This is a genomic window from Paeniglutamicibacter gangotriensis Lz1y, assembly GCF_000348945.1.
GTDB classification, from domain to species: domain Bacteria; phylum Actinomycetota; class Actinomycetes; order Actinomycetales; family Micrococcaceae; genus Paeniglutamicibacter; species Paeniglutamicibacter gangotriensis.
Window position 1 is genome coordinate 211,640 of the sequence record NZ_AOCK01000003.1, and the last position, 23,877, is coordinate 235,516.

Here is a 23,877-nt window from a genome sequence, read left to right on the forward strand (position 1 = left end):
ATGCGCGGCAATGACCGTATGCACGGCAATGACAAGGAGCAGTCGTGAACGACACCTTTTTGGGCGAAGTCCCGCCGCCAGTAGGCATGATGAACTGGCAGCGGCCCGAAAACCTGCGTTGGTCCTTCCAGCACCTCGCCGAGTTCCTCCCCACCGCGGCGATCTCCCGGGGCCAGGGACCGATCGCCGAGCTGCCCTTTGCCGCCGCGGATTTAGAATCGATCGTGCTGCCGCCGGCGCTGGCCGGGGAACCGGCGATGACCGTCGGCTCGGTCATGGCCTCCACCGACACCGACGGGTGGATGCTGATGCACCGCGGCACCGTGCTGGCCGAGTCCTACACCGGCGAAATGTCCAGCGGCTCCAAGCACCTGCTGATGTCGGTGAGCAAGTCCCTGGTCGGTGCGGTGGTCGGTGCGCTCTCCGACGCCGGGGTGCTAGATATCGACGCCCCCCTCACCACCTATGTGCCCACCCTGGCGGACACCGGTTATGCCGGGGCCACGGTGCGCAACCTGCTGGATATGCGCTCGGGCATCGCCTTCTCCGAGGACTACCTCGACCCGCGCGCCGAGGTCCGCCTGCTCGAAGAGGCCATCGGCTGGGCGCCACCGGCGGTGGCGGGCCCCACCGGCATGTACCCGTACCTGATGACGCTGCGGCAGAAATGGGACCACGGCGGAGTCTTCGAATACCGTTCCTGCGAGACCGACATGCTCGGCTGGATCTGCGAGGCCGCGGCCGGGGCGCCGATGCCCACGCTGATGTCGCAGCTGTTGTGGTCCAAGATCGGGGCCGAGGCCGACGCGATGATCGGCGTGGACCAGTTCGGCACCGGGATGTTCGATGGCGGCATCAACGCCACCCTGCGTGATCTGGCCCGCTTCGGCGCCCTGTTTTTGGGCGACGGGCTCTCACTGACCGGCGAACGGGTGCTCTCGGCGCAGTGGATCGCGCAGACCCTGGCCGGGGCGCCGGATTCCCGCGAGGCTTTTGCCGCCAGCCCGGGCGATAACCGCATGCCCGGGGGCATGTATCGCAACCAGATGTGGTTCCCCTACCCCGGGAATGAGGTTTTGCTTTCCCTGGGCATCCACGGGCAGCTGATCTACATCAATCGCCCCGCCCAGGTCATCGGGGTGAAGCTTTCGAGTTGGCCGCACCCGCAGGACGCCACCAAGCTCTTCCCCACCTTGAGCGCCTTCGATGCGATGGCAGCGGCCCTGTAATGCACCTACGGCTTCACCCCCCAGGCGCCCTACGCGGCGTCCGGCGCACCGACACCCCTAAGAGACCGCCACCCGTTCCGGCGGACTTCCACAGAACCCAACCACCGACGCCCCTTCGAAGGCGCCTTCCAGGAACGGAGCAGCCGTGATGGCACCAACCACCCAGCATGACACCGAACAATATGCCACACCCTCCAGCGTGTGGCGCTTACGCACCGACGCTTGGGAGTACCTGGGCTATGCGGCCAAGGCCCTTCCGGGTGCCAGCGAACGAGGCAAATCCGAAGACGGGCTGCTGAAGGAAGTCACCCGGCAGCTGCGCGTGCTCGAAGCCGTGGAAACCTACTGGGCCGTGCCGGGCAAGGCCCGGGTGCTGGCCCTGCGTGCGAGCATCGAGGCCGGAAACTACGCCGAGGCCCTGGACCAGATCGAACCGGTGACCCGCGCCTTCAGCAGGTTCGGGCACGACACCGAGGAGCGGAGCCAGGATTCCGACGGTCAGCTGTCCCCCTTTGATCCCTCCATCGCCACCGCATCGGACCCGCGGCCCCGGTTCGAGGTGCTGGTCATTGACGACGTGTCCGAGACGGACCGCGAGGAACTCCTGGCTGAAATGGCCCGCCAACGCCGCTCCACCGACGCCTTCGTCTACGAGATCAATGTGGTCTCCAGCCTCGAGGACGCCATCATTGCGATGCTGCTGAACCCCACCATCCAGGCCTGCATCCTGCGCCCCGGATTCACCATCCCGGCCCGGCACCGCCCGGGCGAGGACCTGCGCCGGTTCTTGGATGGCTTCGTGGACCCTGACATCGCCAGCTACCCGCCCAAGGAACGCATCCTCCGGCTGGCCGACAAGCTCAAGGAGCTGCGCCCGGAGGTGGATCTGTACCTGGTGGCCGATGTGTCCATCGAGGAACTTGCCGGGTCGGTGAACCGGCGCTTCGCCCGGCTCTTCCGCCGCGAGGAGTCCATGGAAATTCACCTCTCGCTGCTCCAGGGTGTCTCCGAACGTTTTGCCACCCCGTTCTTCGACGCGGTGCAGCAATACAGCCGCAAACCCGCAGCGGTCTTCCACGCGCTGCCCATTTCGCGCGGTGGTTCGGTGGTGAACTCCCGCTGGATCAAGGACATGGAGGAGTTCTACGGGCTGAATCTGCTTCATGCCGAGACCTCGGCGACCTCCGGCGGGTTGGACTCGCTGCTGGATCCACACGGCTCCATCAAGGAGGCCCAGGACCTGGCCGCGCGTGCCTTCGGGGCCCGACGCTCCTACTTCGTGACCAACGGGACCTCGACGGCCAACAAGATCGTGCACCAATCGATTGTGGCCCCGGGCAACGTGGTGCTGGTGGATCGAAACTGCCACAAGTCCCACCACTATGCGCTGATGCTCGCCGGCGCCCAGGTCGCCTACATGGACGCCTACCCACTGAACGATTTCTCCTTCTACGGGGCGGTGTCGCTGCGGACCATCAAGTCGATGCTGCTTGACTACCGCAGGGCCGGACGGTTGGACGAGGTCACGATGCTCACGCTGACCAACTGCACCTTCGACGGCATCGTCTACGACGTCGAGCGGGTCATGGCCGAATGTCTGGCCATCAAACCCGATCTGGTATTCCTCTGGGACGAGGCCTGGTTCGCGTTCGCTTCCTTCCACCCGGTCTACCGCCGGCGCACCGCGATGGCTGCCGCCGCCAAGCTCGAGAAGGACTTCAAGGATCCCGCGTACGCAGCCCGCTACGCCGCCCAGCGCGAAACCCTCTTCGATCCGGTCACCGGAGAACCACTTGATGACGAAGCGTGGCTGAACACCCGGTTGCTGCCGGACCCGGACACCGCTCGCTTGCGCGTCTACGCCACCCAGTCCACGCACAAGACCTTGACCTCGCTGCGGCAGGGATCGATGATCCATGTCTTCGACCAGGACTTCAACCACCTCAACGAGGAAACCTTCCGCGAGGCGTACATGACGCACACCTCCACCTCCCCGAACTACCAGATCCTGGCCTCGCTGGACATCGGCCGGCGCCAGGCCGAGCTCGAAGGCTACGAGCTGGTCCAACGCCAGGCCTACCTGGCCCAGTCGGTGGCCCAGATGGTGGCCCGCCATCCGCTGCTCAAGAAGTACTTCCGGGTGCTGACCACCCTGGATCTGATCCCGGAGGAGTTCCGTGAGACCACCCGGCCGATGCCGTTGCGTGACGGGATCGCGGCCATGGACGAGGCCTGGCGCAGAGACGAATTTGTGGTGGATCCCAGCCGGCTGACACTACATATCGGCAACACCGGGGTCGACGGGGACACCTTCAAGCACCAGTATCTGATGGACGGCTACGGGATCCAGGTCAACAAGACCAGCCGGAACACGCTGTTGTTCATGACCAACATCGGTACCTCGCGCAGCGCCGCGGCCTACCTCATCGACGTGCTGGTCAAGCTGGCCGAGCACTTCGAGACCGAACGCCAGGATATGAGCCCGTGGGCGTTGGCCGCACTCGAAAAGACCGTGGCGTCACTGGTCGGCACCCCGCCGCCGCTGCCGGACTTCAGTCGCTTCGCCGACCACTTCCGGGTTGATGACCAAACCATCGACGGGGATATCCGCACCGCGTACTTCGCCACCTACAAGACCGGCAGCTGCGGGTATTTGATGCCCGACGAGCTGGCCGAACAGGTGCGTGCGGGCCACGAAGTGATCTCCGCGGGCTTCGTCACCCCGTACCCGCCGGGATTCCCGATCCTGGTGCCGGGGCAGGTCTTCACCGCCGAGATCCTTTCCTTCATGGCGGCCCTCGATACCCGCGAGATCCACGGCTACGACCCGGATCTAGGCTACCGGGTCATCAACGAGTTGCCCGTTCGCAAGGGCTAAAGGATCAGCCGGCGTTGGCCGGGGTGCAGGAGCCATCCCGCACCCCGGCCAACGCTGTTTTTATGCCGGCCTCAAGTCTGCGGCCGCACCACCAGCACCGGGCACTGGCCATGGCGCATACATTGTCCGCTGACCGAGCCCAGCCGCATGCCCTGTAGTCCCCCGCGCCCGCGGGTCCCCAACACCAGCAGGTATGCGTCCCGCGAGATAGCCACCAGGGCCTTGAGCGGGGCGGCATGAACCGGGAGGTAGCTGATCTCCACGTCGGGAAACTTTTGGGCAACCGGGCCCGCATGACGGAGCATTTCCTCCTTGACCGCTGCAGCAAACTCGTCAAACGGCGGAACGTATCCGGCGCTCCAGGCGGCCGGGCGCGGTGCCGTGACGATGGACCACGCCCTGACCATCAGCACCGGCCGCCCTAATTTCCCGGCCATCTCCATGGCCATTTCCAATGCCGCCTGTGCATCGGCAGATCCGTCGTGCCCCACGACGATGCTTCCGGGCGTTGCGGGTGCGGGTTCGGATTCTTCAGCCATACGGTCCAAAGATTCTTCGGTGTCCATCGCCATGCCTTCCTACTGCTGAATCCTGCCGCAGGGGTTTCTGCGGCCCGGGTTCCCTGACTTTAGAGTTCGCCGCCGGCGGCTTCCGGGTTTCCCGAGCCTCCGCCGGATCCCTGTCCCGCATCGCCCACCGATTCTCGGGCCAGGAAAGTCTCGACCTCAAAGAGGCTCTTGGCTCTGCGCGCAACGTTCAGCAGCGTCGACATCGATGCCACTTCTTCGACCTGTTCCTTGAGGAACCACAACATGAATTGCTCACCGAGCGGATCATCCTGGGCCCGAGCCACGGCAAAGAGCTCCTTGATCCGCTCGGTGACCTCAATTTCTTGTTCGAGGCCCATCACCAGTGCTTCCTCCACGGAACCAAAATCGTTGCGCACCGTACCCACCCCGGGGATTTCGGTCCTGATGCCGCGGTCCAACATGTACTGGACCATCATCATGGCGTGGTTCCGCTCTTCGAGCGATTGACGGTAGAAGTGTCTGGCTAGCTGCGGAAGATCCTGCCCGTCGCACCAGACGGCCACGGCGATGTACTGCTGGGAGGCGGTGAACTCGTTGCCGAGCTGGCGGGTCAGCATGTCGTTGAACTTCGGACTCATGATGCTCTCCTTGGCTGGATGTGCACGAATGAGGCGCTGCCGGCCACAGGCCCGCCGGGCCCCAAACCGACCGGGTGCCTGATTCGAGATTGCCCGCCTCCGCTGCCCGAGTCAAGGGCAGGCGCCCCGGCAATGCGGTCACCGACGAGATCAGCAGATTCCTTGCGTGACGCTCTGTCGTGCCCGCCGGCCATTCCCCCACCACGTCACCCGACCCCAGGAAATCGCTGGAAAGGTAAGTTCAAATCCACGACCACTCAACTCGTGCAACGAATCGCGCCTGATAAGGGTTGATTTTCTGAACGCAACCCCGACTAATCCAGCTCGAGCACCAGGCGCAGGCCTCGGCACCGCGACACGCAAATCATCATGGTGTCCCCGGCCTCGCGTTCCTCGTCCGACAGCAGGGAATCGCGGTGATCGATCTCCCCGGAAACCACCGAAGTCTCGCAGGTGCCGCAGATCCCCTCGCGGCAAGAATTCAGCGGGCTCATCCCGGCATCCTCCAGGGCCTGCAGGATGCTCACCCCCACGGGGACATTGATCTCCGTGCCATCGGTCCCCTGCACCGTGAACTCGTGGTCTCCCTCATGCGGAGCGACGGCCGCGCCCGCAGCCTCGGGATCCGCGGCAAAGCGCTCGAAGTGCAGCCGGGAGGGATCGTCCCAGGACTCGGTCATGGATTCGATCACGTTCAGCAGCGGACCTGGACCGCAGGTGTACAGCTGGAAAGCCGCGTTCGGATCGGCCAGCAACTCGGCCAGCGGATAGAAGCCGCTCTCATCGTCGGCATGGATGTGGACCTTGTCCCCGTGGATGGCCAACTCCTCAAGGAAGGCCATGTTCCGCCGGCTGCGGCCCAGATAGATCAGTTTCCACGGCACGCCCGCCGCGGCGGCGGCGCGCACCATGGGCATGATCGGGGTGATGCCGATCCCGCCGGCCAGGAACACGTATTCGGCGGCTGGTGCCAGGACGAAGTTATTCTTCGGCCCGCGCACCTGGATCTTGGTGCCGGGACGCAATTCGTCATGCACATAGGCCGAACCGCCACGCCCGGCAGGTTCGCGCAGCACCGCCAGGCGCCATGATTTCCGCACCCCGGGATCCGAGCAGAGCGAGTACTGCCGGATCAACCCGTTGGGCAGCAGCACGTCAAGGTGGGCCCCGGCGCTCCAGTCGGGCAGATCCTGCCGCAGCGGATGACGCAATTCCAGGGAAAGCACTCCCTCGGACTCGCTGGTGATGCGGTGGACTTCGGTTTCAAAGAATTCCAGACTCGACATCGGTCTGCGCCCTTTCAAGATTGCGTGTGTGGATGAATCAGAGCACCGAGGCCAGGAAGGCCTTGGTGCGTTCGTGCTGCGGATCACCGATGACGTCCTGGGCCGTACCCTGCTCCACCACGTATCCGTCGTCCATGAACACCACCCGGTCAGCAACGTCCCGGGCGAACTTCATCTCGTGGGTCACCACGACCATGGTCATGCCGGAGGCCGCCAGATCCTTCATAACCTTCAGCACCTCGCCGACCAGCTCGGGATCCAGCGCGCTGGTGGGCTCGTCAAAGAGCATGACCTTCGGGCGCATGCACAGCGCCCGGGCGATGGCCACGCGTTGCTGCTGCCCGCCGGAGAGCTGGCGCGGGTAGGCCTTGGCCTTGTCCGCCAGCCCCACCGAGTCCAGCAGGGCCAGCGCCCGCGCGGTCGCGCTCGGGCGCTTCTCCTTCAGCACCAGGCGCGGGGCCTCGATCAGGTTCTCCAGCACGTTCATATGGGGAAACAGGTTGAAGTGCTGGAACACCATCCCGATCTCCACCCGGCTGCGGCAGATCTTGGCGTGCGGCTGCTCGTGCAACTTGGTGCCTTTGAGGTCGTAGCCCATCACCGCCCCGTCCACCCACATCCGTCCGCCCTCAATCGTTTCCAGGTGGTTGATGCAGCGCAGCAACGTCGACTTCCCCGACCCCGAGGGGCCGATCAGGCACACCACTTCCCCGCGGTCCACCTGCAGGTCGATGCCCTTGAGGACCTCCAGCCGGCCGTAGCTTTTGCGGACGGCAGCTGCCTTGATCATCGGCCCGGGCCCCGTGGCGGCGGCAGCGCTTTCCCTGATGGTCGCACTCATTTCTTGGCTCCCTTGAGGGCTAGGGGATCGTGCACCCGCACGAACCGTTTGAGTTGTTGCCACGGGGTGGCCGGCAGGCTGCGCTGCCCGCCCTTGGCGTAGTGGCGTTCGACGTAGTACTGCCCGACGCTCAGGATCGAGGTGACCACGATGTACCAGAGGCTCGCCACCATCAGCAGCGGAATCGTCTCGAAGGTCCGTGCGTAGATGATCTGCGCCGAATACAGCAGTTCCGGGACCGAAATCACCGAGACCAGGGCGGTGGCCTTGAGCATCCCGATGGCCTCGTTGCCCGTGGGCGGGATGATCACCCGCATGGCTTGGGGCAGGACGATCCGCCGCATGGTCTGCAGCCGGTTGATGCCCAGCGCTCCGGCGGCCTCGGACTGGCCGTTCTCCACCGACAGAATCCCGGCGCGCACGATCTCGGACATGTACGCGGCCTGGTTCAACCCCAGCCCCAGGATCGCTGCGGTCATCGGCGTGATGATTGCGTTGGCGTCCAAGTCGACTCCGGGGATCCCGAAGGTGATCGAAGGATAGAGCGCGGCCAGGTTGTACCAAAAGAGCAGCTGGACCAACACCGGGGTGCCACGGAAGAAACTCACATAGGCATAGGCCGCGCTGCGCACCACCGGGTTCGCGGCGATCCGCATCACGGCCAGGACCACCCCCAGCACGATGCCGATGGCCATGCAGATCACCGTCAGCTGCAGGGTCACCCCGATGCCGCGAACGATCGACACGTCGCGGATGTACATCCCGACGGTCGACCACCCGAAATTCGGGTTGGTGACCACCGAACGCAGCAGCAACAACCCCAGGAACACAATCACCGCCGCGGAAATCCACCGCCCCGGATGACGCGCGTTGACGATGCTGTACTCATCGACCGCAGACGCGGTCTTCTTGGGTTCGGTCATGATAGTCATCAGCTGGTCTCCACGCTTACTTGAGCACGACGTCGGCCGGAGTGATCTCGGTGCTGGCCGGCAGCGCCCACTTGGTGTTGATCTCCTGGTAGGCAGGGGATTCAATCACCGCGACCGTCGCGGCCTGGATGGCCGGCAGCAGCTCGCTGCCCTTGCCCAATGCCGTGCCGGTCAGCTCCGGCTCGTAGTCCGGGCCGTCAGCGACCTCGAACTTCCCGTCGGCCAGCTCGCCCTGGTAGGCCAGGGACACCGAATCGGCCATGACTCCCTGAACGCGGCCGGAGGTCAGGGCAAGGTTCGCATCGTTCTGCGTGGGGAAGAACTGCATGTCGATCGCGGCGCTCCCGGCCTCGGTGCACTCCTTGGAGAACTCCGGCAGGATGTCCAGGGACTGGATCGAGCCCTTCTGCGCAGCGATCGCCTTGCCGCACAAGGTTTCCGAGGCCACACTCAGCTTTTCCGGATTCCCCGGCGCCACGGCCACTGCGGTGCCGCCTTGCAGATACGGGACGAAGTCCACTGCCTTGCGGCGCTCGGGCGTGACGCTGAAGGTGGACATGCCCAGGTCGTACTTGCCCGATTGCAGGCCGGGCAGGATGGTGTCGAAGGTTGCCGGGACGTGCTTGACCTTCACGCCCAGCACCGCGCCGAGGGCGTCTCCCATGTCGGCGTCCCACCCGATGATGGTTTTGTTGTCGGTGTCGTAGTACTCGAACGGCGGGTAGGTGGGGTCCGAGGCAATCGTCAGGACGCCCCGGTCCCGGACCTCCGCCGGGAGCAGTGCGCGGGCGGCCTCGTTGATGCCCAAGGTGGCCGCCGATTCGGCTGCCGGGGTGTCGGAGCCTTGGGTGTCGGAGCCTTGGGCCGTCTCGGCTTCCGAGACGGTGGTGCAGCCGGTCGTGGCAAGGGCAAGGAGCATGCCGGCGGCCAGGAAACGGGCGGTGCGGTGCGAGATCATGTTCTGTCCTTTATCAGTGGTGTCCGGGCCGCGAGCGGCACCGGGCACGGTGGGAAAGTCGGAGAAACTAGAGTGAGTCGGAATCAAGCAGCGGTGCGATGTACAGCAAGTGTGAGCCGGGGGCCACCAGCGTGGGGCGGCGCATGATCGCGACCACCCCGTTGATCCGGGCCTGGTATTCACGCGGTGCACGGTCCAGTTCATCGATGAAGTGCACCCGGGCCACCGGCTGCCCGGAGCGCACCGTTTCCCCCAGGTCGACGAGCGGTTCGAAGAGCCCGGCGGCGGTTGAGGTCACCGGGGACTCGGGCACCAGTTCCAGGAACTGCGGTTCTGCGATCTGCGTTGTTGTCCCCGCGTCGGATTCCTCCCGCATGATCCCCAGATCGGTCAGAATCCGCGGCAGGCCCTGGCGCATGGCCCCCAGCGCGTGCCGGTCCACGGTCCCGGACCCGGAAAGCTCGGTGGAAATCGTCAGGATCCCGGCCAGGTCCCCGGCGCTGGACAACGACCCAGGCTCCAGCAGCGGGGCGACCACCATGACATAGGGCAGGCCCAGCAGCTTTGCCGCGCGCAGCTTCGCCGTCCACAACTTTTCATCGGGGCCGCGGTATATGAACGCACAGGGCAGGTAGGTCGAGTTGGATCCGCCCGAATGCATGTCGATCACGAAGTCGGCGCGCGGCAGCAGGTCCCCGGAAATCATCGCCGCCACCTGCCCGGTGGGTCCGCCGCCGGCGTTGCCCGGATAGCTGCGGTTGAGGTTTCCGCCATCGATCGGCGAGACCCGTGCGGCGCCGCGCACGGCCGGGGAATTGGCTGCCGGGACGACGATCACGGTGCCCGTGAGCCGTTCCGGGTCCAGCTCGCGGATCAGTTCGTGAGCCAGGACCTGCCCCTCGTATTCGTCCCCGTGGGTGCCGGCGACCAACAGAGCCACCGGCCCGGGGCCCGAGGAAATCACTGCCAGCGGCACCGGTATGACCGAGCCGTCATGCACGTTGTCCGAATGCACGACGTGCCCGTAGCCCAGCTGTTTCCCGGTGAGGGAGAAATCGATCCCGGTGAAGGATGCGGCGGCCTTGGTGCGTGGGCGCATCGCCGCCGTCCCGGCGCTCACGGGACCCACCGCAGTGCCGCGCCGCGACGCGGGGCCAGCAGTGTGACGGAGACCCGGGCGTCGTCGGCGGTGAGTGAGACGCGCAGCGATTCGTCTTCCTCCCCCTCCACGATGAACACGTCCCCGGGGTTCAGCCAGCGTTCCCACGGCCCATTGACCGCCGAGATCAGCACCTGGCCGTGCAGCGAGGTCACCACCATCTGCTGCCCGGAGGGGCGTTCGACGACACCGGTGTGCCCATCGGCGTAGACGGTCGTCTGAACCCCGATGTATTCGGGGTCCGCGTCGATGAGCACCTCGGAGCCGGACTCATGCTCGGCCAGCCGCGCCGTCCAGCGCCAGGGGTCTCCGCGTTCGTCGGTGTCCGGGCAGGCGGCCAGGGTGCGTTGTCCGGCCCCGGCTTCCCAGTAGTCGTCCAGCGAATCGGCTCGTACCAGCATCCACATGGCGGCTAGGCCCTTGCCCCGGCGACGGGCCGGTCCGCGGCGGCTGCCTGCTCGCGCTTGAGCAGCGTGGAGAGGATACGTCGGGCCTTGGCCACGCCGCCGTCCTGGGCGATGAGCACATCGAACTCGCCGGCCGGGCGGGATTGCATGCCGATTTCCTGGGCTTCCAAGGCCTCGGCATCTTCCTGCAGCACGGTGTTCAGGCCCACGCGCAGGTCCTCGGTGGCCTGCGTATCGTCGAGGGCGAAGTTGCGGCTGAAGGCGTAGTAGTACCAGGAGTTGTGCTCGTCGATGGGGGTGATGCCGTTGAGCACCTTGATCAGATAGCCCTCCTCGCGGGGACGGCCTTCCCCGGTGATTCCCGAGTGCAGCACGTGCAGGTTGGGGACGAAGAACTCGGTGCAGTGGAAACGGTCGAACAAACCGCGGGCATCCATGGTGTCGGCGTACAGCGGCGGGGCGGCCACCGAAGGCATCAGCCTATCGACGCTGACCACCGAGCCCTCGACTTCCACGGTGATGCCGTGCTCGTAGATGTAGTCGTCGCCCACGGTGGTCTGGTGCAGGAACGACTCGTGGGTCAGATCCAGCAGGTTGTCGTGGATCAGCCCGGCGCGGCACTTGAAGTGGAACGAGTGGGTGACCGTCGCCCATTCGGGGTCGGTCATCCAGTGCGTGTCCGGCACGTCCGCGGGGTCGGCCAAATCGACATCGCCCATCCAGGCCCAAATCCAGCCGTCCTTTTCCACCAGCGGGTACTTGCGGACCTTGGCACGCTCCGGGATGGTGCTCTGCGCGGGGACCTTGGTACACATCCCGTCTTCGCCGTAGGTGAAGCCGTGGTAACCGCACTCGATGGAATCTCCGATGGTGCGGCCTTTCGAGAGCGGGAAGGCGCGGTGGGCGCAGCGATCGGCCAGGGCCACGGGCGTGCCGTTCTGGGTGCGGAAGAGCACAATCGGCTGCTCGCAGATCACGCGTTTGACCGGCTTGCGGTCGACCTCGTTGCTCCAGGCCGCCACATACCAAGTGTTCAGGACATACATGTTTTTCCTTTGTCGGGAGAGGGAACGCTATGAATTGTATTCACCGTATACAGTGGATACAGATAGGTCAAGGCTTTTTTGTGACGTACGCCACCAGCGCCGTGTCGGGGAACAAAAGCCGCACGCTAGACTGCTGGGAACCGCGACGAAACATTTTCAGGGAGACGCATGGCTACGGGAGTCCACGACGCAAGGCCACTGGCGGTACGCGTCCACGAACAAATCGCCTCCGAAATCGTCAGTGGCGCGCTGAAGCCGGGAACCGCCCTGGTCCAAGAACAGGTTGCTGCGCAATACGGAGTTTCGCGGACCCCGGTGCGCGACGCGCTGGCTCTGGTCGCCATGGAAGGCCTAGCCACGCTGGTGCCCGGGAGCGGGTACGTGGTCAACAACCTCACGGCTCAGGACGTGTACAACGTCTTCGAGGTGCGATACCACCTGGAGCAGCTGGCGATGGCACAGGCCATCGGCAGGCACTCCCCTGCGCAACTGGTACGACTGCGGGCGCTCATCGACGAATTCGAGACGCTGGAACCCACCGACGCGGAGGAACAGTTCCGCCTCGGCAAGGAATTCCATCTCAGGCTCATCGACCCCTGCCCCAACCAGTACCTACGCGAGACCCTGGGAAGCATCTGGGGACACCCGATCCAGCGGCGGATCACCCGTGTCTACCAGCTGGGTCCGGAACACCAGGCATCCATTGCGCAGGCGCACCGCGATATCCTAGAGGCGCTCCCCGCAGGCGACCTGGAAACGATCATCCGGGTCCTGGGCCACTGCCACGACGCCGGCGACATCAACCCGCAGGACCTCCCCTCCCGGGAGTGAAGCCGGATTACCGGGTACGGCTATGATCCGGTGAATTTCGCTCTGATCCGCAGGATCTCCTCCTGGTAGGCGAGGTACAAGTTGGCGATCAAGCCTGTCTCATTCAAGTTCCCGCCCAGAATCTCACCGACCCTCTTGACTCGATAGCGCACCGTGTTCGGATGGACGTAGAGCCAGGCCGCCACTCTGGCGACGTCCTGGTCCATGGCCAGGTACCCCTGGATGGTTTCCACCAGTTCCTTCTCAAGCCGCAGCGGCTGTGTGAATTTCGTCAGCCGCTTGCGATCCGCGGGGCCCCGGAGTCCGGCCAAGAACCAGCTTGCCGGATCGACGTCATCCATCCGGATCAGGCTACCGCCTGACTCCGCCCCACCGACGGTGCGCCGCCGAGCTATGCTCACGGCGAGTTCGGCATCCAGGAATTGTTGGGGGACTTGTGCCAATGATCCGGTGGTCTCGCTCAATCCGATCGCCAAACCCTGTCCGCCTGCCGCCAACCACTGCTCGCTTGCCCTGGTGTCTGGCAGCAAGGCGTGAAACCCTGGCGGCACTTCTGGCGTCCTGCCATTTTCCGCAAAGAGTAGGGGGACGCCCATGCGCTCGGCGGAATCAATCAAGGTCTCGACCCTGGCCGGGGTCAACAACTCGTCGCCCAACGTGGTGGCCACCAACGAGCGGATCGGTTCGAAGGCCTTGAACCCCAAGGGCTTGAGCAACTCCCAGTAGCGCAGTTCACGGGAGACCTCGATCCCGTCCTGCAGGGAGGTGAGCAGCCGGGCATTCTCATGTCGCTGGCGTGAGGTGTCCAAGTGGCTGATGCCCTCGATGGCTCCGAGCATGCGCTGCGTGGTTTCAAGCAGAACATCGCCTAGTTCATCGAGCATGGCCCCGTTCCGTGTGGCAATCGCCAGATGGTAGCCGCGGCGGCGCAGTACCACGGAACGGTACATGACCTCCCAGCGACCGATCGAAATCCTGTCCTGGGGCGAGCCCCCGTTGCCGATGGCCGCGAAGATAAGGTTCGTGGGCCCTTCCCCCGTCGATTCAACAATCGCGCCGGAATCCTCGTAGAGCACCGCAGTGCCACGGCAGACGGTTCCCAACCTGGCGATCAACGACTTGATGGGTGTATCCGAGGAGATGCTGTCCAACAGGTCGTTGGTCAGCCAGAGCATACGCTTGAGCCCGTAGCCACCCGGAGCGGGTGCGTTCTGGTTGACGTAGCTTTCGATGTGCTGGAAGGGCACCTCCGGGGCAACCGCCACCAATGGCAGCCCAAACTCGAGGCAGCACTGACGCAACTGGTCGGGTATCGATGCAAAATACACGCCGATGCCGAAGAACAACGCGGCGACCTTCGCCCGGTGCAGTCCCTCCACCAGCTCCCGAGCCGCAGTCCCCGGCTGCCCCTCGTTGAGGAAGCGCATGCCCGTGGTCAGCATGATGTTTCCCGGTTCAAACCACCGGGCCGGATCATGTATCTCCGAGCTGTGCGCCCCGCTGACCTGGGGGTCGAACGAACCGACCACTACGAGCTCCAGGCCCAGGGTTTTGTCCTTCAGAACGTCGCTCAAGTGCAGCACTGCGGTTCCTCTTGCTCGATGCGCTCGCGGTTTTCCGGGCCGTGAAGCCTAGAATCATCCCGAGCCCGGCCGGAATTTGTAGAAATTACAATCATAGGACCGCGATCTTTGAATTCCGCTAATGACAGCGACACGCGTCACATTGCATGGTTGGTTGAAGCAGAATCCGAACCACCAAGGAGCACACAATGGCGAATTTACGAGTTGCCGTGGACGTCGGAGGCACATTCACCGACGTCTGCATTTTCGACGAGGAGACCCAGGAAATGCGGGTCACCAAGGTTCCTTCCACGCCGCACGACCCCATGGTGGCCGTCATGGGGGGCGTAGAAAGGGCCAACATCAATCTTGCCGACGTCTCATTGTTCTCACATGGAACGACCGTGGCGACAAACGCCCTTATCACTCGCAAGTTCCCGGCTTCGGCCATGATCACCACCCGCGGGTTCCGCGATGTGATCGAAATCCGCGACGGAACCAAGGACGATCTTTGGGATGCCTACAACGACGTCTCGGGTCCCTACATCCGACGACGCGACCGCTTCGAGGTCACCGAGCGAATCGACTTCTCCGGCAAGGTCGTCACCGCCTTGGATGAGGTCGGGGCCCGGCGGCTCGCCGCCTTGCTGCGCAAGCGCGGAACCACCACGATTGCCGTGTGCTTCATCAACTCCTACGCCAACCCGGCCAACGAGATCCGGATGCGCGAGATCCTCCAGGAGGAACTTCCCGAGGCCACAGTCTCGGCATCCGCCGAGATCCTTCCCGAGATCTTCGAGCACGACCGTTTCAACACCGCGGTCTCCAACGCCGTGCTGGCCCCGCTGGTGACCGGATACGTGGACCGTCTGGCCACACAACTCAAAGACGGCGGATATTCCGGGGACCTGTTGCTGCTTCACTCCGGCGGCGGATCGATGACCCCGCGAATGGTCAAGCGATACCCGGTGAGACTCGCCGCCTCCGGCATTGCCGCAGGCGCCATCGCCGCCAAGCATGTCGCCCAGCAATGCGGCTTCGAGAACGCCGTCGGGTTGGACATGGGCGGCACCTCCACGGACATCTGTCTGGTCTCGGGCGGCGAATTGCGCATCACCAAGGAATGGCAGGTCGAATACGGCCACCCCATCGTCTTCCCCTCCATCGAGGTCATGACCATCGGTGCCGGCGGCGGTTCCCTGGCACATATCGACATCGCCGGGTCCCTGCGCAACGGCCCCCAGTCCGCGGGCGCGGCACCGGGCCCGGCCTGCTACAACACCGGCGGCGAAGAGCCCACCAACTGCGACGCCAACGTGGCCTTGAACCGCTTGGGAACCAACTTGGCTGGCGGCGCCAAGTCCCTGGACCGTGCCCTGTCCCTGGAGGCCATCAAGCGCGTCATCGCCGTGCCGCTGGGCATGGAAGAGGCCGAGGCCGCCCACGCCGTCCTGCAGGTCGCCAACGCCAACATGGCCGACGCGGTCCGCCTAATCTCCATCCGCCGCGGCTACGACCCGCGCGATTTCGCGCTCATCGCCTTTGGCGGGGCCGGTGCGCTGCATGGCGCCGAGGTGGCACGCGAGCTGAGCATCCCCACCGTCGTGGTCCCGGCGAACCCCGGGGTCACCTCCGCACTGGGCTGCCTGCTGGTCGACATCCGCCACGATCTCTCGGCCATGTTCACGGGCCTGGCCTCCGAGACCGATCCGGCCGAAATCGAAGCCCGGTTCACGACCCTGGAAAGGGAAGCCTCCTCGCGCCTGCGGCACGAGGGCGTCAGCGACGATAATGCCGTCCTGCAACGCGAGATCTCCATGCGCTACGCGGGACAGTGGCGCTCGCTCTCGGTCCCCATCGGGTCCGGACGCGGTTCCCTGGACACCGCCATTGAGACCTTCCACCAGGAACACGAGCGGGAATTCGCCTTCCGCCAAGACGACCAACCGGTCGAGATCTACCAGCTACTGCTCAGCGCCGTCGGCAAGACCCCGAAGCCGGCCTTTCTTCCGGCCACCGAGCTCAACGCAGCCCCGGGTCCCCCGGCCTCCACGCGGGAAGTCTACTTCGGGGATGCCGGATGGCTGGACACTCCTGTCTACGACCGGAGCCGGCTTCCCGCCGGTGCCACGTTCCCCGGACCGGCCATCATCGACCAGCTCGATTCCACCACCGTCGTGCCACCGCGCACGACCGCCGAAATCGACGGCTGGGGCAACATCCGCATCCACCTCCACGACCTTTCCTCAAGCAAGGAGTCCTAGTCATGACCGATACACTCGTTGCCCCAGATACCCTGGCCAACACGGCAAAACATCCATCACTGGACCCCGTCACCTTCGAGGTGCTCAAGAACGCGTTCGCGACCTCGGTCGACCTGATGAGCGAACAGATCCTGCGCACCTGCTACTCCTTCGTCATCTACTCCCGCGACTTCTCCTCGGCATTGTGCGATGCCCAGGGCAACACCGTGATGCAGGGCTCCGGCGACATCGCGGTGCACGTGGGCACGCTGCACTTCCAGTGCAAGGCCGTGCTCGAGGAGTTCGGCACGGATATCCACCCCGGCGATGTCTTCGCGATCAACGACCCCTACCGCGGCGGGACGCACTTCAACGACGTGTCCTTCATCCGGCCGGTTTTCGCCGACGGAGAGGTCATCGCCTTCGCCCAGAACAAGGGCCACTGGGCAGACATCGGCGGCAATGTCCCGGGATCCTTCGACGTCAACGCCAAGGACCACTTCGGCGAAGGACTGCGCATCACCCCGGTGCGGATTTGGTCCAAGGGCGTCTTCCTGCACGACGTCGCCCAGCTGCTGGTGTCCAACACCCGCGCCCCGCGCCAGGCCATGGGCGACCTCCACGCCCAGTCCGAGGCCACCGCGGTCTGCGAGCGCGAGGTGCACCGGCTGGTCGGCAAATACACCAAGGGCACCGTGCTGGCGGCCATGCAGGAAACCCAGGACTATGTGGAGCGCACGGTGTTGCGGCAGCTGGAGTCCCTGCCCCGCGGCGAATGGGAAACCACCGACTACATCGACGTGGACCCGGGCAAGGGCGAGGGCCTGGTGCCGATCAAGATCAAGCTCACCCTCGACGGGAACGGCATCCACTACGACCTGACCGGGTCGGCTCCCGCCGTGGCCACATTCCTGAATTCCGGGTACGGAACCACGCACTCGGCCATCTACGCCGGCACCAAGACCTTCTTCCCGGAGGTCCCGCTGAACTCGGGTTTCTACGCCGCGGTCCGCGCCGAGATCGGCCCGGAAGGCACCGTGGTCAACGCCGGATGGCCCTACGCCGTCACCGGGTTCTGTTCCGGCCCGTACGAGAAGATCATGAACGGGATCTTCGAACTGTGGAGCCAGATCATGCCCGAACGCGCCATGGCGTGCGCGTTCAACCTCGAGTACCTGCTGGTTGGCGGCAAGGACGCCCGGACCCCGAACAACGAGTACTTCATGTGGTACGACTGGATGGCCGGCGGTTGGGGCGGACGGGCCAGCAAGGACGGATCCTCGGCCACGGCTCCGGTCTTCGGCCCGGGCCTGGCCGTGCAGCCGGTCGAGGGCCAGGAACGGCTCTCGCCCGTGCTGACCACCCGGCACGAGATCGCCATGGACTCCGCCGGTCCGGGTCGCTACCGCGGCGGACTGGGGATCGAAAAGGGCGGGGTGCTCACCGATGCCTTCGACACCGTGATGAGCTACTGCTGCGACCGGGCCCGCTCCATCACCTGGGGCATCGAGGGCGGCCTGCCCTCCATCCCGCACGGGGTCTGGCTGAACAAGGGGACGGAGCAGGAACGCTACCTCGGCTCGAACTTCTCCTCCGTGCCGGTCCAGTCCGGGGACACCTTCACCCGGCCCTCCGCCGGCGGCGGCGGCTTCGGCGACCCGCTGCTGCGCACCGCCGACGAGGTCCGGGAGGACGTCATCGACGGCTACGTCTCGATCGAACGCGCCGCCAAGGACTACGGCGTGGTGATTCGCGAGATCGACGCGGAACTCGACGAGTTCGAGATCGACGAGGCCGCCACCACCGCGCTGCGCGAACAGATCCGTGTCGCGCGGCCGGGCTGGCTCACCGAGGATGCGCACGCGGTCGCCGAACGCTACCGCAACGGCACCACGGGCATGCTCGATGTCATCCGCCGCCACGGCGTGATCCTGGACTGGGGCACCGGCGAACTATACGAAAACACCACCGCGGAGTACCGGCAGTTGATGAAGCGCCGCTCATCGGCCCACTGGCACTAGCCGCCGGCCCACCGCCGCCAAGCGGAGGGGGTCCGGAAAGCAGCCTGGTTTCCCGGCGGCTTCGCGCCCCTTCCGCCCGGCCGCACCGCCTTCCTAGGGGCCCGAAGGATTCGCCGGCGGGTGTCCCCCCCTGCCGAGGTGGTTCCCTTCCCGATTCAGCTTTCCCTGCGCTGAACCGGGCCGGGGTCGCGGCCTGGGTGCTCTCGGCAGCGGCCGGGATCACGCTGATCCAATCCGGCAGCCCCTGGGCCTCGAACATCGGCTCGCTGGCCACCCCGGTCTTGGCGGCGCTGATCTATGGGGCCTTGATTCGCCGCTCTCGCTCCGAAACCGCGGCCCCCGCGGCGAGCCTGGCCGGCCGGTAGGACCCGTCCGCACCGGATGCACGGTGGCATCCTTGCCGGCTCCGACAGCTGGCCCACCACCACTGAAACAGGCATCGCCCGCACTCCCCCGGCCAGGGGGAATCCGGGCGATGCCTGTTTTTGCTTTTAGCGGCTGGCGACGAACGCCTTCACGCAGGCCTCGATGTCCTCGGCCGAGTGCGCTGCCGAGAGCTGCACGCGGATACGCGCCGCGCCCTTGGGCACTACCGGGAAGCTGAAGGCCGTGACAAAGACACCGTGCTCGAGCATCTTGTCCGCGACCTCGGCGGCCTTGACCGCATCTCCGAACATCACCGGGATGATGGCGTGTTCGCCATCGAGCAGGTCGAAGCCTTCCTCGGTCATCCGGGTCCGGAAGTGCGCTGCGTTTTCGAAGAGCTTGGTGCGCAGTTCGCCCGATCCCTCGACCAGTTCCAGGGCCTTGAGCGTGGCGGCAACAATGGCCGGGGCCAGCGAGTTGGAGAACAGGTAGGGCCGGGCCTTTTGTCGCAGCATCGCCACGATCTCGTTGCGTGCTGCAACATAGCCGCCCGAGGCACCGCCCAGGGCCTTGCCGAAGGTGCCGGTGTAGATGTCCACGCGCTCCGAGACCCCTGCGTGCTCGGGGGTGCCGGCGCCGGTGGCGCCCATGAAGCCCACCGCGTGGGAGTCATCGACCATCACCAGTGCACCGTACTTATCAGCCAGATCGCAGATGGCCTGAAGCGGTGCGATGAAACCGTCCATGGAGAAGATACCGTCGGTGACGATGATGGTGCGCCGTGCCCCGGCCCCGTCGTTCATCGCCGCTGCGGCCTGCAGCTGGGTCTCCAGGTCCGCCATGTCCTGGTTCTTGTAGCGGAAGCGCTCGGCCTTGGACAGGCGGATGCCGTCGATGATCGAGGCGTGGTTCAGCGCGTCGGAAATGATCGCATCTCCCGCGCCGAAGAGCGATTCGAAGACCCCGCCGTTGGCGTCGAAGCAGCTGGAGAACAGGATTGTGTCTTCGGTGCCCAAGAATTTTGAGACCGCGGCCTCGAGTTCCAGGTGCAGGTCCTGGGTGCCGCAGATGAAGCGGACCGATGCCATGCCGAAGCCGCGAGTGTCCATGGCGTCCTTGGCCGCTTGGATGATGCGCTCATCGTCGGCCAGGCCCAAGTAGTTGTTGGCGCAGAAGTTCAGCACCTGTTTGGAGGCGGCACCGAGCTCGCCGGCGGAGATGCTGGCCGACTGGGCTGAGTCGATGTGGCGTTCGGACTTGAACAGGCCGTCGGTGCGCAGCTGGGCCAGTTCGGCTGCCAGCTCGTTTTTCATGGTGTACATGTGCTTCTCCTGGAAGTCGCGGGTGGAGGGGGGAAGATGCGTAGGGGCTAGAAAACGGTCCAGTCAAGCACGACTTTACCGCCGTGGCCGGAGCGGGCGGCGGCGAAGCCTGCCTCCCAGTCCGTGGCCGGCAGGTAGTCGGTGACCACCGAGGAGATGCGCTCGCGCAAGACCGGGTTGGAGGTGAGCATGGCGCTCATGGCGTACCAGGTCTCAAACATCTCGCGGCCGTAGATGCCCTTGAGGGTGAGCATGTGGGTGACGACCTTGCCCCAGTCGATGTCGATGGAGCTGGAGGGCAGACCCAGCATCGAGATGTGCCCGCCGTGGTTCATGTTCTCGATCATTTCCGGCAGCGCGGTGGGATGACCGGACATTTCCATGCCGAAGTCGAAGCCCTCGCGCATGCACAGCTCGCGCTGGGCGTCCTTGATGCGGGTCTTGGACACGTCGATGGCCAAATCCACGCCCATCCCGCGGGCCAATTCCAAGCGCTGCGGGGAGACATCGGTGATGGCGATCTTGCGTGCCCCGGCATGGCGGGCCACGGCGATGGCCATTAGCCCGATGGGCCCGGCTCCGGTGATCAGCACGTCCTCGCCGACCATCGGGAAGGACAGTGCGGTGTGCACGGCGTTGCCGAACGGGTCGAAGATCGCACCGAGTTCCGGGGAGATCGATTCATCCTGGTGGACCCAGACGTTGGCCTCGGGGATGACCACGTATTCGGCGAAGGCGCCATCGCGCTGGACACCGACCGAGACGGTGTTGATGCACATATGGCGTCGACCGGCCCGGCAGTTCCTGCACATCCCGCACACCACATGGCCCTCGCCAGAGACCCTGTCCCCGACCTTCACGTCGTGCACTTCGTCGCCGATTTCAACGATTTCGCCGTAGAACTCGTGTCCGGGGATCATCGGGGCCTTGATCATGGCCTTGGCGGCATCATCGTAGGCCTGGATGTGCAGGTCGGTGCCGCAGATCCCTGCCGTCATCACGCGGATCTTGACGTCGTGCACGCCGGGGACCGGTTCGGGGCGGTCAACCAGCTCAAAACCTGCATGCGGTCCGGACTTGTACAGTGCCTTCATCGATGGCTCCTCATATTGCGCCGCCACAGCGCGTTCAACAGACGATTGGACTCCAGTCTGGCATCTTGGCCCCACGGTAGATACCTTAGAAGATACGCATGTTTCTCAAACAACGATTTAGGATTCACTACATGGAAGTCAGTCAGCTGCAGATCCTTCGTGAACTCGGCGACCTCGGTTCGGTCACGGCCGTCGCCCACGCCATGTACGTCACCCCCTCCGCCGTCTCCCAGCAACTGGCCCTGCTCCAACGCAATATCCAGGTCCCCTTGACCCGAAAAGAAGGCAGAAATCTGGTGCTGACCGAGGCCGGCGAGGTGCTGGCGGCGGCGGGAGCCTCGGTCATTTCCTCGCTGGCGGCCGCTCGCGCCGCGATCGGCGACTTCCAGGAAAGCCCTGCCGCAGCGGTGTCGGTCGCTGGGTTCCACTCCGTGGGCCAGGCGCTCTTTGCCCCGTTGCTGGCCAAGCTGGAAGCCCACGGGGCACCGGTGCCGAGGTTCTTCGACGAGGACGTTGCCCAGCAGGACTTCCCGGCGCTCACGGCCCGCTATGATCTGGTGCTGGCCCACCGCATGGACTTCTCCCCGGTGTGGCCGGCGGACAAGGTGGTGGTTTCGGCCCTCGCCCACGAACCCTTGGACATCGCACTTCCGGCCGGACACCGGCTCGCGGCCAAACGCACGCTGGTCCCCTCCGATCTGACCGAGGAGCGTTGGGTCGTCAGCCGCGAGGGCTATTCCCCGGCCGATGTCCTTCTGGCCATCAGCGCCGTCTCCGGGGTGGCCCCGCAGATCGTCCACCGCATCAACGATTACGCGACCGTCGCCACGCTGGTGGCCGCGGGAGAAGTTCTGGGCATCATCCCGCGCTACACCGCCGGAGCCGTGCTGGGCACCTCGGTGGTGCTGCGCCCCTTGGAGGGGATCGCCAACCGGCGACGCATCGATTTGTTGGCGCGACCCGAATCCATGCAACGGCTCAGCGTGCAGCTGGTGGCCAGGGCCATGGGTGAGGCGATGGCCGAGCTCAGCACTCCCTGAAACGCCCCTCGACACCCCCTGCTCCGAGCCAGGTCCGTACGGGTCTGCACCAGTTCTTTCGCTCCCCGTTCTAACCCTCGTCCAGTAATTGCTCGATGCCGTGGATGCCAACCTCCCGCAGAGGGTCCCCGTCCTCCAGGGAAGACATCAACACCGCGTAGTTCACCGCCCAGGCACGGGCCCGCTCCCAGATGCCCGCTGAATACAGCCCGTGGCGCTCCAGTCCTGCGCGCAGTTGCCTCCGGCCCTGAGGTGTGAAGTGCAGCCAGGCCACGGCCAGGTCGCTGGCAGGGTCACCGGCGGTCAGGTCCCCGAAGTCGATCACCGCTTCCAATCGCGCAACCTCCGGGGCGGTGCCGACAACAGCCTGCCCCAGGCCCTCGGCGCCACGTGGTCCAGCCTTCCCGGCACCGCTAATGAGCATATTGTGCGGGTGCGGATCCCCATGCAGCCACAGGCGCGGACCGACACGCTCCGGTGCGGCCAGCCCCTGCTCCCACAGCTCCAACAGCCCGGTGCGTTGGGGTTCGGCCACGGCCTCCATCCGAGTGCGGGCCGCCAGGTCGCGATCCCGCAGCGGCACCCCACGCACCGGGTTCACCGGCGCATCGGCCGGCGCCGGCACATGCAGCGCCCTGAAGAATGCGGCCAGCGTTGAGGCATAGCCATCGCGTGCCACAGCGGGCACCGACGCCGCGCTGATCCCGGGCAGCCACCGCATCACCGCCCAGTGGTAGGGATAGCCCTCCCCCGGTTTCCCGCGATGCACCGGCACCGGGACCGGAAGCGGCAACCTGGGCGCCAGGAACGGCAACCAGCGCACCTCTCGGAGCAACAGCACGTGCGCCGACTCCCGGCGCGGCAGCCGAACCGCATACTCCGGGCCCAGCCGGTAGATCACGTTGTCCCAGCCGTCGTCGAGGAACTCCAGTCCGAGGCCGGCAAGCTCGGGACATTGCGCGCGCAGCAGCGCTTGCACCAGTTCCCCATCGATGTGGACGTCGGCCGCGGGCCGGGTCGGTGGCGGTGGTGCTGGTTCGGCGTTCACACCCCCGGTGTCTCGTTCATGGCCTGGATCTGGATCAGGTTCCCGCAGGTGTCATCGAGCACCGCGGTGGTCACCGGCCCCATGCTGGTCGGCGGCTGGGTGAAGACGACGCCGAGCCCGGTGAGCCGTTCGTACTCGGCCTGCACGTCGGTGACGGCGAAGGCGGTGAACGGGATCCCGTCGGCCACCAGCGCGTCACGGAACGGTCCGACAGCACGGTGGTTGGCCGGTTCCAGCACCAGCTCGACCCCGTCGCGGGCCTCGGGCGAGACCACCGTCAACCAGGAGAACTCGCCCATCGAGACCTCGGTCTTCTTCTCGAAGCCCAGCTTCGTGGTGTAGAACTCCAGCGCCTGGGCCTGGTCGGTTACGAAGATACTGGCGAGGTGGATTCTCATGGTTCGGTCCTTCGTCTGAAGTCGTGGTTTGGTCCCGTGGACAGCGCA

21 protein-coding genes are annotated in these 23,877 nt (G+C 65.4%); 7 read left to right on the plus strand and 14 right to left on the minus strand.

What is annotated here, in order from left to right; genetic code table 11:
• The first annotated feature begins 44 nt into the window (after positions 1-44).
• Positions 45-1,229, plus strand: coding sequence for a serine hydrolase domain-containing protein (locus ADIAG_RS06280; RefSeq protein ID WP_007270495.1), 1,185 nt, complete (start codon positions 45-47; stop codon positions 1,227-1,229).
• Positions 1,230-1,377: 148 nt separating this feature from the next.
• Positions 1,378-4,107 (plus strand): aminotransferase class I/II-fold pyridoxal phosphate-dependent enzyme, encoded by a 2,730-nt coding sequence (locus tag ADIAG_RS06285; protein WP_007270496.1) that lies wholly within the window; start codon positions 1,378-1,380, stop codon positions 4,105-4,107.
• Between the two features lie 71 nt (positions 4,108-4,178).
• On the opposite strand, the gene ADIAG_RS06290 is transcribed toward ADIAG_RS06285, so the two are convergent.
• From ADIAG_RS06290 to ADIAG_RS06330, 9 genes are all read right to left on the minus strand, one after another.
• Positions 4,179-4,646: a universal stress protein gene (locus ADIAG_RS06290; RefSeq protein WP_043473836.1), complete on the minus strand. Its 468-nt coding sequence runs from the start codon at positions 4,644-4,646 to the stop codon at positions 4,179-4,181.
• 89 nt (positions 4,647-4,735) lie between these two features.
• Complete coding sequence (locus ADIAG_RS06295; protein ID WP_007270498.1) at positions 4,736-5,275, minus strand: ferritin; 540 nt, start codon at positions 5,273-5,275, stop codon at positions 4,736-4,738.
• A 314-nt stretch (positions 5,276-5,589) separates the two neighbouring features.
• Positions 5,590-6,561: a PDR/VanB family oxidoreductase gene (locus tag ADIAG_RS06300; RefSeq protein ID WP_007270499.1), complete on the minus strand. Its 972-nt coding sequence runs from the start codon at positions 6,559-6,561 to the stop codon at positions 5,590-5,592.
• A 37-nt stretch (positions 6,562-6,598) separates the two neighbouring features.
• Complete coding sequence (locus ADIAG_RS06305) at positions 6,599-7,402, minus strand: amino acid ABC transporter ATP-binding protein (protein WP_007270500.1); 804 nt, start codon at positions 7,400-7,402, stop codon at positions 6,599-6,601.
• Positions 7,399-8,334, minus strand: coding sequence for an amino acid ABC transporter permease (locus ADIAG_RS06310; protein ID WP_007270501.1), 936 nt, complete (start codon positions 8,332-8,334; stop codon positions 7,399-7,401). The genes ADIAG_RS06305 and ADIAG_RS06310 overlap by 4 nt, the downstream gene beginning before the upstream one ends.
• 16 nt (positions 8,335-8,350) lie before the next feature.
• Entirely contained in the window at positions 8,351-9,292 is a 942-nt protein-coding gene (locus tag ADIAG_RS06315; RefSeq protein ID WP_007270502.1) for an ABC transporter substrate-binding protein, read from the minus strand.
• A 67-nt stretch (positions 9,293-9,359) separates the two neighbouring features.
• Positions 9,360-10,412, minus strand: a complete 1,053-nt coding sequence (locus ADIAG_RS06320; RefSeq protein ID WP_235045847.1) for a M14 family metallopeptidase — start codon at positions 10,410-10,412, stop codon at positions 9,360-9,362.
• Complete coding sequence (locus tag ADIAG_RS06325) at positions 10,409-10,852, minus strand: hypothetical protein (protein ID WP_235045848.1); 444 nt, start codon at positions 10,850-10,852, stop codon at positions 10,409-10,411. The genes ADIAG_RS06320 and ADIAG_RS06325 overlap by 4 nt, the downstream gene beginning before the upstream one ends.
• Before the next feature lie 11 nt (positions 10,853-10,863).
• Positions 10,864-11,904, minus strand: coding sequence for an aromatic ring-hydroxylating dioxygenase subunit alpha (locus ADIAG_RS06330; protein ID WP_007270505.1), 1,041 nt, complete (start codon positions 11,902-11,904; stop codon positions 10,864-10,866).
• A gap of 168 nt (positions 11,905-12,072) precedes the next feature.
• Between ADIAG_RS06330 and ADIAG_RS06335 the strand changes: the two genes are divergently transcribed.
• On the plus strand, positions 12,073-12,735 hold the full coding sequence (locus tag ADIAG_RS06335) for a GntR family transcriptional regulator (RefSeq protein WP_007270506.1): 663 nt from the start codon (positions 12,073-12,075) through the stop codon (positions 12,733-12,735).
• Between the two features lie 20 nt (positions 12,736-12,755).
• Here the strand turns inward: ADIAG_RS06335 and ADIAG_RS06340 are convergent, their stop codons facing one another.
• Positions 12,756-14,318, minus strand: a complete 1,563-nt coding sequence (locus tag ADIAG_RS06340; RefSeq protein ID WP_007270507.1) for a PucR family transcriptional regulator — start codon at positions 14,316-14,318, stop codon at positions 12,756-12,758.
• A 188-nt stretch (positions 14,319-14,506) separates the two neighbouring features.
• Between ADIAG_RS06340 and ADIAG_RS06345 the strand changes: the two genes are divergently transcribed.
• The 3 genes from ADIAG_RS06345 (at position 14,507) to ADIAG_RS21600 (ending at position 18,926) form a co-directional block, all read left to right on the plus strand.
• The gene (locus ADIAG_RS06345) at positions 14,507-16,561 is read left to right on the plus strand and encodes a hydantoinase/oxoprolinase family protein (protein WP_007270508.1); all 2,055 of its coding nucleotides are present in this window, start codon (positions 14,507-14,509) and stop codon (positions 16,559-16,561) included.
• Positions 16,562-16,563: 2 nt separating this feature from the next.
• A complete protein-coding gene (locus ADIAG_RS06350; protein ID WP_007270509.1) occupies positions 16,564-18,561 on the plus strand; it encodes a hydantoinase B/oxoprolinase family protein in 1,998 nt (665 codons plus the stop codon).
• A 197-nt stretch (positions 18,562-18,758) separates the two neighbouring features.
• A complete protein-coding gene (locus tag ADIAG_RS21600; RefSeq protein ID WP_161623943.1) occupies positions 18,759-18,926 on the plus strand; it encodes a hypothetical protein in 168 nt (55 codons plus the stop codon).
• 126 nt (positions 18,927-19,052) lie between these two features.
• Here ADIAG_RS21600 and ADIAG_RS06355 read toward each other — a convergent pair whose 3' ends face one another.
• Together ADIAG_RS06355 and tdh are read right to left on the minus strand one after the other, a co-directional pair.
• A complete protein-coding gene (locus tag ADIAG_RS06355) occupies positions 19,053-20,249 on the minus strand; it encodes a glycine C-acetyltransferase (protein ID WP_007270510.1) in 1,197 nt (398 codons plus the stop codon).
• A 47-nt stretch (positions 20,250-20,296) separates the two neighbouring features.
• Positions 20,297-21,343 carry an L-threonine 3-dehydrogenase gene (gene tdh, locus ADIAG_RS06360; RefSeq protein WP_007270511.1) on the minus strand — a complete coding sequence of 349 codons (1,047 nt, stop codon included), beginning with the start codon at positions 21,341-21,343 and terminating at the stop codon, positions 20,297-20,299.
• Positions 21,344-21,474: 131 nt separating this feature from the next.
• On the opposite strand from tdh, the gene ADIAG_RS06365 reads away from it, so the two are divergent.
• Positions 21,475-22,383 carry a LysR family transcriptional regulator gene (locus tag ADIAG_RS06365; RefSeq protein WP_007270512.1) on the plus strand — a complete coding sequence of 303 codons (909 nt, stop codon included), beginning with the start codon at positions 21,475-21,477 and terminating at the stop codon, positions 22,381-22,383.
• A 70-nt stretch (positions 22,384-22,453) separates the two neighbouring features.
• Here the strand turns inward: ADIAG_RS06365 and ADIAG_RS06370 are convergent, their stop codons facing one another.
• On the minus strand, positions 22,454-23,431 hold the full coding sequence (locus ADIAG_RS06370) for an aminoglycoside phosphotransferase family protein (protein WP_007270513.1): 978 nt from the start codon (positions 23,429-23,431) through the stop codon (positions 22,454-22,456).
• Positions 23,428-23,829, minus strand: a complete 402-nt coding sequence (locus ADIAG_RS06375; protein WP_007270514.1) for a VOC family protein — start codon at positions 23,827-23,829, stop codon at positions 23,428-23,430. The genes ADIAG_RS06370 and ADIAG_RS06375 overlap by 4 nt, the downstream gene beginning before the upstream one ends.
• Positions 23,830-23,877: the final 48 nt, after the last annotated feature.